Origin of the sequence: Nostoc sp. (assembly GCF_036916575.1) — a bacterium.
Classification (GTDB): Bacteria; Cyanobacteriota; Cyanobacteriia; order Cyanobacteriales; family Nostocaceae; genus Nostoc.
This window is the reverse complement of sequence record NZ_JBALGC010000053.1, coordinates 14,051-28,331: the sequence shown is the minus strand read 5'-3', so window position 1 is coordinate 28,331 and position 14,281 is coordinate 14,051. Positions and strand designations below refer to the sequence as shown.

The following is a 14,281-nucleotide window of genomic DNA, read 5'->3' as shown; positions in this document are numbered from 1 at the left end:
ATTTATACTCACTACTGGATTATATTTTCGATGCGGTTGAAAAGGCTTTTGCCGCCTGTAGCTGTTTACGCTCAACAGTGTTGTACAGCTTGTTTTATGTAATTCTAATAGTTTTACAGAATTTAATAATAATGATGCTAATAACTCGATGTAAATTAAATCAGTAATTCATATATATTTTTAATTATAGAAAAAATATTTAATTAATCTAATTATCAATTATATTAATAAATAAGAGTTCTTTTTGTTATTTAATTCGTAATTAATCATAATTGTTCTGACCATTTAGACGGAAATAAATAAAACAACCCATGCCAGCTTTAAAAGGAAAGTTTGAATTCAGGAAAAACCAAAGAACAACACGTCGTTCTTTGTTGTTTGCTCTAGGCTACTGCTTAATGCTATCGACGGTTTTATCGAGTTGTAGTCAAGCACAAAATAACACTCAGCAGTCGGCAGCTTCCCCTGAGTCAGTAGCTTCATCTAGCACTACAGAGAAGTCAACTAAGAAGCAAGTAGTACGGATTGTCCGTTCAAAACAACTTACTGCTCTAGCAGTTTTAGAAAAGCAGGGTTCTTTGGAAAAGCGATTAGAACCTCTGGGTTTTAAAGTACAGTGGCCTGAGTTTGCGGCTGGGCCACAACAGCTAGAAGCTCTGAATGCAAATGGACTGGATATCGCATCTACAGCCGAATCGCCTCCTGTATTTTCACAAGCAGCAGGAGTGCCCCTTGTTTATCTAGCTACTACACACCCTAGTGGTAAATCTATTTCACTTCTAGTTCCTGTAAAGTCTCCGATTAAAACTGTTAGCGATTTGAAAGGCAAAAAAGTGGCTTTTCAGAAAGCTTCTATTGGCCACTACCTATTAGTTAAAGCATTAGAAGATGCAGGACTGAAACTGAGTGATGTCCAATCAGTTTTTTTACCCCCAGCAGATGCAAATGCGGCATTCAGTCAGAATAAAGTGGATGCTTGGTATATTTGGGAGCCATTCGCTACCAGAAATGAACAAAATAAAATAGCTCGTGTTTTAGCAGATGGTGGTAAGTTGCGGGATACTGGCAACTTTTACTCAACCTCACGCCAGTTTTATCAGGCTCATCCTGACGTGATCAAAGTGTTTCTACAGGAGCTAGAAAAGGCAGAAATCTGGACTAAGGATCATCCCAAAGAAGTAGCACAACTGCTCGCTCCTGTAACTCAGCTAGATCCACCGACTTTAGAAATAATGCATAAGAAATATGAGTATGGGCTGGTACCGATTACTGAGAAAACCATTATCAAGCAACAGGAAGTTGCAGACAAGTGGTACAGCTTAGGACTTATCCCCAAGAAAGTGAATGTTAGAGACGGGTTTTTGACACCTGAAGAGTACGCCAAAATTACTCCCTCAGAGGTGTTAGCAAATAAGTAGTTATTCCCAAGAAGAAACTAAAATACAGGAGAATGTTATGCCTACCTCGACTTTGATAGAGGTTAAAATTAGGTCTATTGATGCCCCTTTGGGAGCCATAGTTACCGATATTGATGCTAGTCAACCTATTGCACCTGAAGTCATATTACAACTTAAGAAAGCTCTGCGCGATCGCCATATCTTGATTTTTAGAGAGCAACAACTCTCTGATGAACAGCTTTTGAACTTTTCGTTATACTTTGGCGCACTCTTTGTACCATCTGATGAAACTCCAGTACTCGCTTCTAAACCGGGAGAAACTCCTGTGGTGATTCCGATTTCCAACGTCGATGGTGGCTATACCGGTAGTGGAGAACTAACTTTCCATTCTGACCACAAATGGACTCCTACCCCATCTAGTGGTTCGCTTCTTTATGCTTTGGAAATACCTTCTCAAGGTGGAAATACTTATTGGTTAAATACCAATTTGGCCTATGAGGCGTTAGACGAAACCACTAAAGAACGGATTGCAGATTTACAGTTAATTACCTACAACCCATTCTTACGAGACCGGAATGCACCCCGCTCTTTGTATCGTTTAGACAAAAATATTCCCTTAATAAGTCCTATCTTTCCCCATCCTCTAGTGCGGACACATCCTGAGAGTGGCAAAAAGCATCTTTACTTAGATGCTGCTACTGAAGTAGAAATTGTAGGATTAGCACCTCAAGAAGGATCTAAACTGATTGAACAGTTGCGTCAACATTTGAATCAGCCCCAATTCTACTACCAACACAAATGGTCTGTAGGCGATATTGTCTACTGGGATAATCAAGCTACCTTGCATTATCGTCAAGCGTTCGATCCGAATGAGCGACGGGTATTGAAGCGGGTTAGCCTTGCAGGTAGTCGTCCCTTTTAATCTCTATATCTGAAGTAGAGATGCAAGAAATTGCGTCTCTACAAAACCAAAATTATAAGTGAAAATTATCCACACTAATTCATAAATTATACAGGACAAAAACTTGATTTATTAGATAAAAGTTTTTAACTAACTTATACTAAATAATCACAATTTATTTCTAAATAAATTGTGATATTCTCCTATGAGATGTTATCACAAAGTAAATTAAAAAATATTGTTTTTTTAATAAAATAGTGTTAATTAACACTATTTTTAAATCAAAAAATAGTTAGAATTTAGACAAATATTAAAAGTTGCAAAATGCTCTATAGTTATATTTAAAAGCGGGAAATAATTTATTTAAAACATTATTAATTATCTTGAAATCAGATATTTATTTTAATATTGAGGAATAAAATGTTTAGCAATTCTGTTAAAATTAAACCAATAAAAATCAGGAAATTAGCATTATTTTTAATGCCTGGTTTTTTGGCTTTATCTAGCACATTAATAAGTTGTACTTCACCCAGCAATAATACAAATACTGCAACCGATCCCAAAGCCGAGACAGCAGCAACAACAACTATTAGTCTTAAAACAAAAGTGCTGCGAATTGGGTATCAAAGCTCTGGTGATTTAGTTAGAGTGACAGGAGTTTTAGAAAAACGTTTAGAACCCTTAGGTGTCAAAGTTGAATGGGCGCAATTTGCCCAAGGGCCGCAACTCATGGAAGCGATGAATGTCGGCAAAATTGATATTGGAACAGTTGGAGAAACTCCTCCCATTTTTGCTCAAGCTGCTGGTGCAAGAATCGTCTATCTTGCTGGTAGACGAATTACTGCTACTTCCGGGAAAGGGAGTGCGATCGCAGTTCCTAAAGGTTCTCCAATTAAGACTTTAGCTGATATCAAAGGGCAAAAAGTAGTTTTTCAAAAAGGTTCAGCTTCTCACTATTTTATCATCAAAGCTTTAGAAGAAGTTGGCTTAAAATACAGTGATATTACAGTCTTGAGTATGCCCAATGTCGAAGCCCGTGGTGCATTTATTCAGGGAACTATTCCAGTTTGGGTAACTGGTGATCCTCACTTAGCTTTAGTAGAAAAACTCTACGGTGCGCGGGTGCTGCGAGATGCCACAAATATTGGTACTCCAGGTGGATACTATGTAGGAACACGCGAGTTTGCTAAGGAAAATCCGGAATTACTTCGGATTATCTTGGAAGAGATTGATAAAAACGGTCAATGGGCAGAAGCAAATCGTAAAGAGGTAGCCAAACTGATAGCACCCGTACTTAAAATTGATCTACCCATTCAAGAAATAATTTGTGGACGCGCTAATTATCGACTTAAAGGAATTACTCCAGAGTTGATGAAAGCTCAACAAAATGTGGCAGATTTATTTTATAGCGAAAAAATCTTGCCTAAAAAGATTGATGTTCAGGAAGCACTACTCACACCTAAAGAATATGCAGCTATCACTCCACCAACACTTATAAGTGAAAAATAGAGACTAATCAGATATGAAGTCTAGGGACTGGGGACTATAAAAGAATTTTCCAATACCCAATCTTGAATCCTTTTAAATGCTTCATCCTAAACAAGCTGAATTGACGAAAAGCCACTTTTTCTAAACCTCAAGACTTGATTTTTGAATGAATGTGAATCATTCGATAAATAGCTAAAAACATCGCTAAGTTTTTTCAAACCAATTAGAATACCAATTTAATAAACCCAAAAAGAGATTTGTTGAATTGGTATAATCTCAAGTTTTAAGACTAAACTGGTGTTCTATAAGTTTGATATAACAACTTCCAATCATCTTACTTGATGAAAGTAAGACTGACAACGCTCAGTTTTTTCAAACCAACTAAAATACCAATTTACTAAATTCATAAAGAGATTTTTTCAATTAGTAGAATCTCAAGTTTTAATACTGAATTGGTGTTCTAGGAGGTTGACAAAACAACTTCCAATTATCTTACTTGCTGAAAGGAAGTAAGACTGACAACTTAAAAGCTAAAACTACGAGGAAAATTATAACTCATGAACAAGCCATTTCAACCACAACGCCGCACAGTTTTAAAGCGTGTTGTCCAATATTCAGCACTAGGACTGTTTGCTTTATTATCTCCCTTTGTGAGTAGCCTAGTGCAAAGCACCCAAGCGCAGACAAACGAATTTAATGCCAAAGTAATTAACTTGGCCTATCAAAGTTCTGGTGATATTGTCAAAGCCAGAAAAGTTGTTGAGCCACGTTTCAAAGCATTGGGTGTAACCGTGAATTGGGTTGGGCCATTCGCAGCAGGGCCGCAATTGATCGAAGCGCTGAATGCAGGTAAGGTGGATATCGGTAATGTCGGAGAGACACCTCCAATATTTTCCCAAGCTGCAAGCGCAGCCATCCCTGAAGTTGTCTATATTGCTGGACGCACGCCCACCGATGGTACAAACCAAGGTATTGTGGTGAAAGCTAATTCTCTGATTAAGAAAGTAGCGGATCTTAAAGGTAAGAAAGTTGCTTTTCAGGTAGGGTCGAATGCACAGTATTTACTAGCAAAAGCTTTGCAAGAGGTAGGGTTAAAAATTAGCGATATTCAAATCGTTGCTTCGACTCCATCTGGAGCTCGCGACGCCTTTATTCAAGACAAGGCTGACGCCTGGGTGGGTGGCGATCCGCTTTTAGCTGTTGCGGAAAATACTATCCCGATTCGGATTCTGAGAAATGCAGCAAGAATTAACACTCTAGGCGGGTTTTATATTGGCAGGCGTCAATTTGTTACCCAAAATCCAGGATTGGTGCGAGTGTTTTTGGAGGAAGCAGAGAAGGTAGGAGAATTTGCTGAAAAAAACCCAACCATAATTGCCAACGATTTAGCTCCTGAACTGAAATTAGATGTATCAATTGTAGAAAAGGTGGTACGCCGTAGTCGTTATAAATTGAGAAGAATCACACCTGCGATCATTGCCCAACAGCAGAGTGTTGCTGATTTTTATTTTGAACAAAAAGTCATCCCCCGTAAGATAGATATTAGACAAGCGATTCTTCCTACTCTACAATATCAAGCCATCACACCTGAGAATATCAAGTAACGGTAAACAGGTAAAGGCAGGTTTATCATGATCGAGCAACGGCTCTGATGAGGGAGTCGTTGACTTTATTCAGCTATTAAGTTTGCGATCGCATCTACTAACTCGGCTGGCTCTATTGGTTTGGCAAGATGCTTATCAAATCCGGCTGTTAGTACCTGCTTGGCGTTAATTTCTCCAGCATAGGCGGTAAGTGCGATCGCCCGAATTTGTCCTCCTTGCTCTGGTGGCAGCGTTCTCAACTGTCGCATGAACATGCATCCATCCACTTCTGGCATCCCAATGTCGCTTAAAAGTATATCTGGCAGGGATTGGGTTAAAGCGGCTAGTGCTTGATCTGCTGATGTTACTACTGTCACATTTGCCCCATACTGCTCTAGTAAGAAGGCAATAAATTCTCGCGTATCTACATCATCATCCACTACTAAAATTTTGACACCATTTAAATTTGAGGATGGCTCAGAGTCGTTACTTTGGTGTTTAATCTCTGATTGATTTTGGATCAGCGGCAGTCTGACGGTAAAAGTTGCCCCCTGATCTTCGCCCCCGCTTTCTACCTGGACTGTCCCGCCATGCAGTTCGACTAAGTGACGGACGATCGCTAACCCTAACCCTAGTCCACCAAATTTTCTGGTGGTGCTGCTGTTCTCTTGGCGAAAATATTCAAACACGTAAGGTAGGAAATCAGGATCGATACCTTTCCCTGTGTCACTGACTGTTATTTGAACATAAAATATAGGGTTTGGCATCGGACTATTTTCTGTTTCCTGTGCCCTGTGCCCTATACCTTTTACGCTTTCTAATCGGATATCCACCTGTCCTTCCACAGGTGTAAACTTAATTGCGTTTGAGAGTAAGTTCCAAACGATTTGCTGCAATCGGTTGGAGTCACCCAAAACTTGCCCTAAATTTGGTTCTAAGCTGATGTGCATCTCAATTGACTTAGCTTCTGCCGATAGCCGCACTGTCTCCATTGCTGCTGAAATCACAGATGTCAGATCAACTGGGTAGATATTCAAGCTGAGTTTACCTTGTAAAATCCGGGAGATATCCAGCAAATCTTCAATTAGTTGAGCCTGTAACTTAGCATTTCGCTCAATAGTCTTCAGCGCTTGAGGGATTGTCTTCTGATCAAGTTTTTTGGTTTGGAGTAGCTTTGACCAACCTAAAATTGGGTTGAGTGGCGATCGCAACTCATGAGAAAGGACTGCAAGAAACTCGTCTTTAATTCGGTTGGCGTTTTCTGCTGCTTCCCTTGCGGTTTGCTCTGCCTCGTATAGGCGGGCACGTTCCATCGCTTGAGCGCACTGCTGTGCTAGTGCCAAGATCAAGGCTTGGTCATCTTGATTAAACTCTTGAATCTCTGCAAAAGCTAGAGACATTCCACCTATGGCTCGTCCCTCGATGATTAATGGAATCGAAATCCAAGCTCCGTAGTTATACCGAGCATACTCCTGAGCAAGATGTGAGTAACGAGCCACCCTTGTTGTTGTTGGCTCTTGCCAGATCGGCTTTTTGGTTCGGACTGCTTCTGCCAGTGGCGCTGATGCATTAATAGAGAATCGACGCCATGAATCTACCATTTCCTCTTGATAACCTACTGCACGGACAATTTCTAGTTCAGTGCCGCTTTTAGTCAGTAGTGCTACTAAAGCAAAACTAGCTCCTAAAGCTGCTATACCATGCTCTACTATTACTTCAGCAACTTGTGCCGGAGTGATAGATTCAGAAAGTGCAGCGGTAATCGCTTGCAGACGGGCAGTGCGAGATACTGCGCGTAAAGCCGCTTCTTGAGATTGCTGTGCTTCTTTGTAGAGTCGGGCATTATCAACAGCGATCGCCGCCCGACAAGCCAACTCCTCAGCTAACATCAGGCTTTTGGTGTCGTAGCGACGACCTGAAGAAGATACCATCATAGCTCCTAGCACCCGTCCCCGAAGGATAAGCGGTACAATCATGCTAGATGTAGGATTTAGTTCTTGCAAGATTTTTAGGTGATCGGCGTTGTGGGTTGGCACTTGCATCTGTTGATCAGAAATCAAATCAGTAATTTGTGACTTGCCTGTGCGTATTACCTCAGCAATACCATCTGTTTGTGCCAAATCAGGCGGATAATTTTGTAACTGTTCTACCAATTCTTGTTTCCCTGGATTGGCATGAACTGCTGCAAGGCGGCGGACTGATTGATTGTCACAAATAATATCAACTAAGCACCAATCCGCTATTTTAGGCACTGCTAAACGCGCCAAACTGGCTAAGGTTGTCTCGTAATCCAATGATCCAGCCAAAATCTCACTAGCTTCAGCGAGAAAACGCTGCTGTTCCTCCACCTGCTTGCGCTCAGTAATATTTCGCGAAGACGCCTGCATATCTAAAATTTCTTTAGTTTGGCGATCGCGGATCGCTCGAAGAGTTGTTTCCAACCAGATATAATGTCCGTCTTGGTGACGAGCACGGTGAGTAATAGTACAAATATCTGGTAAATTGGTATTGACTGGGTAATTCTTCGCAATTTGTGCCAAATCGTCAGGGTGAACTAACTGATAGCTGGGATGACCTACTAATTCCTCTGGTTGATACCCCAGTACTGTATAGCAAGCTGGTGAAATGTACAGAAGAATTCCATCTACTGTATGGCGGGAAATAATATCAGTTGAATTCTCAGCTAGCAGCCGAAAACACGCCTCACTCTCGCCCAGTTTTGCTTCTGAGAGTTTGCGTAGATTAATGTTACGTAAATAAACTGATAACCCTGTGGGTGAAGGATAGGCGCGAACCGCAAACCATGTATCAAAGGGTGGGTAATAATCTTCAAGCTCAAGCGGCGTTCCTAGAGTAACTGCTCTTTGATAAAGCTGACCAAAGCTAGTATCAGCTAGTTCTGGGAAGAGTTCCCACAAATTTTTTCCCAGCAAATCCTGGCTGGAACGCTCCAGAGTACTGCTTGCTTGATGATTGAGGTAGGTGAAGCGCCACTCACTGTCAAAAGCAAGAAAGCCGTCAGTGATCCTCTCCAAAATTTCGGTAACTTGCTCTTTGGCGTCCTCAGCCTCAACACGAGCCGCTTGCTCCCGCTCAAACAGTTGTTGACGTTCGACTTCTGCTTGCTTGCTATCGGTGATTTCTTGGCAGATTGCGCCCACCCAAGTAATTTCACTGGGTAGTTTAATCGGATAATAATTTACCGACCAGTACCGCTGCTTTCCAGGCGCAGCGGGTGTCTCTCCACTGGCCTCTTGGGTAATAGATTCTCCCGTCTCGACAACATGGCGGAAAGCTTCCATCACCGTAGAATCTAACCCAGGTAGTAGTTGAGCGACGGTCTTACCGATATGCACCTCTTGGGGAAAACCATTAATCTCAGCTAAAGCCTCATTCAATCGAACGTATCTGAATTTCTCATCCCATAGACCAATACCTATAGGTGCGTTATTAAAGAGGGTATCAAGCAGAACGTTAGCTTCAATCAAGCGAGTCTGCTCTGTTTTCAGTAGCGCCAGTAGTCGTTCACGCTCTGACTCAGCTTGCTTGCGTTCGGTAATATCCACACACATTCCTATCCATTCGCGGATTTCGCCTGTTTCGTCGAGTATAGGCACACCGCGTATATTCATGTAACGGTATTCGCCGTCATGCCGCAGGACACGATACTCGGCAACTGCAACGCTGCGTGTCGGAAATGCCTGTTTCCAAATTGCCACCATTGAGGAACGATCTTCTGGGTGCAGTGCCTCAACCCAACCCCATCCTTTGTATTGTTCGGGACTTTGTCCTGTGAACGCCTGCCAGGTAGGAATATCGTCAACAACGTTGCCCCAAGGTGCCGCCCTCCAGACGATGGATGCGCTTGCTTCTGCCAGTGAGCGGTAGCGTGCTTCACTATCACGCAGCGCAGCTTGCTGTTCGCTCAAATATTGCCGCAAATTTCTAACCTCTTCAGCTTTCAGGTGATCAATAACAATGGTAAAGTCTTCTTCGCCAATCGAGACACCTGGGGTTTCAAAAATCCGGCGATATTTTTCCTCGCTTTTTTGCAGTAACGACTCGGTTTGCTTCTGCTCGATCAACTGACCAATTTGAGTGGCGATCGCACTGATCATTTGGAGTAAATTAGTTTCAGGCTCTGAAATTTTGTCGCTGAAAAATTCCATAACACCTAAGATTTTATTACCTAGCCGAATCGGAAATCCGATGGCGGCGGCAAAAAAATTCTCGTCTGGGGCAAGTTCTGAATTCCAAACAGGTTGACCACTTGCCCAAATTTGACCGACTAGCCCTTCACTAAAAGCAATTGTGTGCTGGTTGAATGGTTCTTTTTGCAAGTCAGATGAATACCAACTACTCATGCGGTGCAGAACATTAGCTTCATCGTTTACACTCCAGATTATCCCAGCTTGCCATCCTAAACTTTCGCACAAGCATTGTAAAATAGCTGGAACCACATTTACAAGCGTAGTCGCCTCAGAGAGGATGTGGGCGATCGCATACTGTGCAGTTAGAAGCTGTTGGCTGCGTTTGCGCTCAGTAATATCTGTAATTAAGATTGATACGCCAGTTTCTGAGGGATAGATGCGGTTTTCCAACCAGCGATCCCATTTTGGCTCTAAATACTCAAAATGTACTGTAACTTTTTCACTAACAGCGCGGTGCAGTTCATTGTAGAGTAGGCTATTAACTGTGTCAGGAAACTCCCAAATACTCTTGCCTAAGAAGTCTTCCTGATTTATCCCAGTTAGTTCAGCTAGCTTGTCATTAACGTAGGTGTAGCGCCATTCACGATCCAATTTGATAAAAGCATCGCTGATCCTAGCTAAGACCTGTTCAACGTCTTGGGTGATGCTTGCTGGAACTTCAGCAGTCACAGTCTCTGCTCCTCATTTTTGAAAGTATTTGGCTAAAAACGCCTCACCGGGTTCTGCCATCTGGTGTAATAGCTGTTTAATTTGTTTCATAGCCAGTGGCGAAGGTCGTGTCTGTCCGTTTTCCCATCGGTTTATAGTGTGGAGCGAAACCTCTAACATCGTTACCAGTTTTACCTGTGTAAGTTTGAAGCTTTGCCGAATCTCACTAACCAACTGTGCAATCCTTGGCTATTCGATTACAGGCATAAGGTAAATATATTTTTATTTTTTTACTAGATATTAGACATCTGGTGAAATTAATTATGCGTTGCCCAAAATCCTTGGTAGGCATAATTCATAAATTGTGCTTACGTCATTTTTACTAGATGTCTATTGGAATATAGCATCTGTTATAACTCTGACTGCATCTATCTAGGGCTATAGAGGTTCTAAGTTGGTGATTATGTACTACATCAACTATTATGCAAGCTATTTAAGCTAGTAATAGAGTTGTTTTAATCTCGGGGATGAAAATATGAAGGTTTGGCTTGCTTGCTTTTTGGTGCTGTTTGCCTTGGCGGAACTGTTTGACTGGTTGCAAGAATTTAATCTGCCATTACCTATCTATATTTTGGGTGGTGCTTTTTTAGCTGTTGCTTCTAACTATGATAAAATTGTTGGCTCCTATTTTGATGATCCCAGTATCGAAGCATCACTCGAACAACCCCAATTAGATTCACTAACCTCATCTACTAATTCTATTACTTTGCCAATTGCCAGTTCTGTTGAAGATGCTCAAACTTCTCTTACAGATGATTAGAGCATCTACGCATTCGGCTTTGCCGTTCTTGCAGGGTAACCTTGAGTCAAGAGACATCGCCTCGAACCAGCAAGTAAATTGCTACATTAAATAGAAGCTCAGGTTAATTAGCTTTTAACTTAGAGTCAGAAAATTAACTTCTGCGCCTGCAACATCTACCCAATTCAGGCTACCGCCGCAATGCCGTGATTAGTGGACTATTAGAAAAACTCCGTGTCCCCTTTGTGAAAGTTCAGGATTCCCGTAAAACTTCCAAGAGCAAAAGCTGGCTGCAAATCATTTTGGTTACCAGTGTAGGAGTCACCGCCTTTATCTGGGAAATTCGGGAACTCAAATGGTTGCAGCCTTGGGAATTAAGAGTTTATGATCAGATGTTGCGATCGCGGCCAGCACAACCACCTGATAAGCGGATTTTGCTGGTAAAAATTACTGATGACGATCTCAAACGAGAGAAATGGACTCTCTCAGATCGGACAATCAATCAGTTGTTAGAGAAAATAGAGTCTTATCAACCGCGAATTGTTGGTTTATATCTTTTTCAACCAGAAGACAACAATTTGGCAGCAAAGGAGCAAAATCAAGATAACATCATCAGCACCTGTTTGTTCAGCAGCTTGGGTAGAGATGAAATTCCACCGCCGCCCAATTTTCCTATAGATAATGTTGGGTTTAGCGATGTGGTTGCTGATCATGAAAACGACCAAATTCTCCGCCGCAGTTTGTTATTTGCTTACTCTACAGACAAAAAATGTACAACATCATTTGCATTTGGTGCGCTAATAGCAATTAATTATCTAGAAAAACAAGGTATTGAATACCAGTTTACAAATAAAGGAGAATTTCAGTTAGGTAAAACCCTCTTCCCACGTTTGCAAGCTAATTCCGGTAGCTATCAACATCTGGATGCAGATGGCTATCAAATATTATTAAATTACCGTCACCCCAACAGCCTCGCCGACCAAGTAACCCTTACAGAAGTCCTTAGTGACCAAGTCAAACCCAGTTTAGTCAAAGACCGTCTTGTAATTATTGGCACTACTGCGGCTAATCTCCCGCCAGGTGGCTTTTATACACCTTACAGCACTTTGCCAGATCAACCAGCTAGAATGCCTGCTCTGTTTATTCATGCACAGATAGCAAGTCAACTTATCAGTACAGTGTTGGATGGGCGACCTTTAATTTGGTATTGGCCCGACTGGGCGGAATTTATTTGGGTGTGGTGCTGGTCGCTCTTAGGTAGTGTTTTAGCATGGCGGTGGCAAAATCCGTTGCTGTTGCTAGTGGTGGGAGGGACAACTCTACTTGGCTTAGTAGGAATCTGCGTTGCTTTGTTTTTGCAAGCCGGATGGGTGCCGTTAATTCCTTCTGCTCTTGCTTTGGTGATTAGTAGTATCAGCGTTATAGCTTATACTAGCTACCAAAATCAGCTGCAAACTCAGATAATTATTCTGCAAGTTGAAAAACAACAAGAGGCGATCGCCGAACTAAATGTACTCTTAGAAGATAAAACAGTAGCTCCCGATTCGTATCTTGACTTTCCTTCGCCAGTTGATTTACTAGAAATAAAATCAGGTGATTTGCTTTTGAGTGGACGCTACAAAATCTCTCAAACTCTCGGTGCAGGTGGATTTGGTCGCACTTATTTAGCACAGGATACTCAACGACCAGGTAATCCGATTTGTGTAGTGAAAAAGTTAATGCCAGCCCGTCAAGATACACGATTTTTGCAAGTTGCTCGCAGGTTGTTTAATAGTGAAGCTGAAATTTTAGAATCTTTGGGTAAACATGATCAGATTCCCGAACTCCTTGCTTATTTTGAAGATGACCAAGAATTCTATTTAATTCAACAATATATCGAGGGACATACCCTAAGTGAAGAATTACCACCTGTGCAGAATGTGCAGAACGAATCATTTGTGATGGAGATGTTCAAACAAGTTTTAGAAGTTCTCGAATTTGTTCACCAGCATCGAGTGATTCATCGTGATCTCAAACCGACTAATATTATTAGATGCGCTGAAGATAATCGGCTGGTGTTGATTGACTTTGGTGCAGTCAAATTGATGCAACCGCCGAGTAGTGAGCAAACAGAATTAGCGACAGTAGCCATCGGAACGCGGGGTTATGCACCTCCAGAACAATTTGCCGGTCATCCCCGCTTATGCAGTGACATTTACGCTTTAGGAATGATTGGCATTCAAGCCATAACTGGGATACCACCGCAAGAACTTCACCCAGATCCAGAAACGGGTAATGTGATGTGGCGGCAAACAGCGCCAGTCAGCGAAGAATTAGCGGCAATTTTAGATAAGATGGTTTGCTATCATTTTAGCGATCGCTATCAATCAGCCGCCGCAGTTTTACAAGATTTAAAACGGATCTAGCCCTGGCGATTAGAAATGGTCTGGTGCTAAGTAGTCAGGCAGAATTAATTACACAATGTCATTGCGTTCGCCCTTGGCGTTTCCGTAGGGTATGAAGCGATGCAATCCCAGCCTTTGCGATTGCTTCGCTTCTCTGGCAATGACTGTAAATATTTTGGTTCGACTACTTATTTAAACGTAACCTTCTGCATTGTTATTGTATCGGTTAACAATGGATTGTATCAATTGACAATGCGATTGCATCGACTGACAATGCGATTGTATTGGCTAACAATGCGATTGTATTGGCTAACACCATTTCTTTGTGAGGCTGCGCTTAATTTTCTTTCTTTCTTTGTGATGGCAGTCGCTCATGGGGGAAACCCCCAAGACCGTGCTGCCTCTCCTTTGCGCCCTTCGCGGTTCGTTTCTTATATAGTTTTGGCGCATCTTCATACAGAATTGGTATAACCCCTCTTTTGTTACCTTCGGCAGAGAATAATCTGAAACCCCTATTTTTCCGTTTTTTATCAACAAGGGTATTTAAATGACAAAATTGGCTTGCGATCACACAGTTCATTATTTTGTTTAGCGTTCAGAGGTGGGACAGTATTTTTATCTCCCCGTAGTAACAAAAGAGGGATAACCCCTCTTTTGTCACTTTCGGCAGAGAATAATCTGTAACTCTTACCCAGACAGGATTTTACCTATAAAGCTTTGTTTGGATGTTTCTATTAGTTTGCGATCGCTAATCTTCTCACTAAATCTAGGTTTCATCATTTAGCCTCAATTTTTATTTCCCCAGAGTGACAAAAGAGAGATAACAATGCCCTGAAAATCAAACCCGATTTAGGACGATTTGAAGAAGCG

The 14,281-nt window shown here is 41.7% G+C and carries 9 protein-coding genes; 7 read left to right on the top strand and 2 right to left on the bottom strand.

Annotated features, from left to right (window positions below):
* The first annotated feature begins 311 nt into the window (after positions 1–311).
* The 4 genes from V7L29_RS12220 to V7L29_RS12205 all read left to right on the top strand — a co-directional run bounded on the left by V7L29_RS12220 (position 312) and on the right by V7L29_RS12205 (position 5,390).
* Positions 312–1,418 carry an aliphatic sulfonate ABC transporter substrate-binding protein gene (locus V7L29_RS12220; RefSeq protein ID WP_334689860.1) on the top strand — a complete coding sequence of 369 codons (1,107 nt, stop codon included), beginning with the start codon at positions 312–314 and terminating at the stop codon, positions 1,416–1,418.
* 37 nt (positions 1,419–1,455) lie between these two features.
* Positions 1,456–2,319 carry a TauD/TfdA dioxygenase family protein gene (locus tag V7L29_RS12215; RefSeq protein WP_334689861.1) on the top strand — a complete coding sequence of 288 codons (864 nt, stop codon included), beginning with the start codon at positions 1,456–1,458 and terminating at the stop codon, positions 2,317–2,319.
* 399 nt (positions 2,320–2,718) lie between these two features.
* A complete protein-coding gene (locus V7L29_RS12210) occupies positions 2,719–3,807 on the top strand; it encodes a sulfonate ABC transporter substrate-binding protein (RefSeq protein ID WP_334735621.1) in 1,089 nt (362 codons plus the stop codon).
* Positions 3,808–4,343: 536 nt separating this feature from the next.
* A complete protein-coding gene (locus V7L29_RS12205; protein ID WP_334735620.1) occupies positions 4,344–5,390 on the top strand; it encodes an aliphatic sulfonate ABC transporter substrate-binding protein in 1,047 nt (348 codons plus the stop codon).
* Positions 5,391–5,455: 65 nt separating this feature from the next.
* On the opposite strand, the gene V7L29_RS12200 is transcribed toward V7L29_RS12205, so the two are convergent.
* Positions 5,456–10,249 carry a PAS domain S-box protein gene (locus V7L29_RS12200; protein WP_334735619.1) on the bottom strand — a complete coding sequence of 1,598 codons (4,794 nt, stop codon included), beginning with the start codon at positions 10,247–10,249 and terminating at the stop codon, positions 5,456–5,458.
* A 12-nt stretch (positions 10,250–10,261) separates the two neighbouring features.
* The gene (locus V7L29_RS12195; RefSeq protein WP_334735618.1) at positions 10,262–10,462 is read right to left on the bottom strand and encodes a helix-turn-helix domain-containing protein; all 201 of its coding nucleotides are present in this window, start codon (positions 10,460–10,462) and stop codon (positions 10,262–10,264) included.
* Positions 10,463–10,763: 301 nt separating this feature from the next.
* On the opposite strand from V7L29_RS12195, the gene V7L29_RS12190 reads away from it, so the two are divergent.
* The 3 genes from V7L29_RS12190 to V7L29_RS12180 all read left to right on the top strand — a co-directional run bounded on the left by V7L29_RS12190 (position 10,764) and on the right by V7L29_RS12180 (position 13,882).
* Positions 10,764–11,048 (top strand): hypothetical protein, encoded by a 285-nt coding sequence (locus V7L29_RS12190; RefSeq protein ID WP_334689866.1) that lies wholly within the window; start codon positions 10,764–10,766, stop codon positions 11,046–11,048.
* 185 nt (positions 11,049–11,233) lie between these two features.
* Positions 11,234–13,432 carry a CHASE2 domain-containing protein gene (locus V7L29_RS12185; RefSeq protein ID WP_334735617.1) on the top strand — a complete coding sequence of 733 codons (2,199 nt, stop codon included), beginning with the start codon at positions 11,234–11,236 and terminating at the stop codon, positions 13,430–13,432.
* A 99-nt stretch (positions 13,433–13,531) separates the two neighbouring features.
* A complete protein-coding gene (locus V7L29_RS12180; protein ID WP_334735616.1) occupies positions 13,532–13,882 on the top strand; it encodes a hypothetical protein in 351 nt (116 codons plus the stop codon).
* Positions 13,883–14,281: the final 399 nt, after the last annotated feature.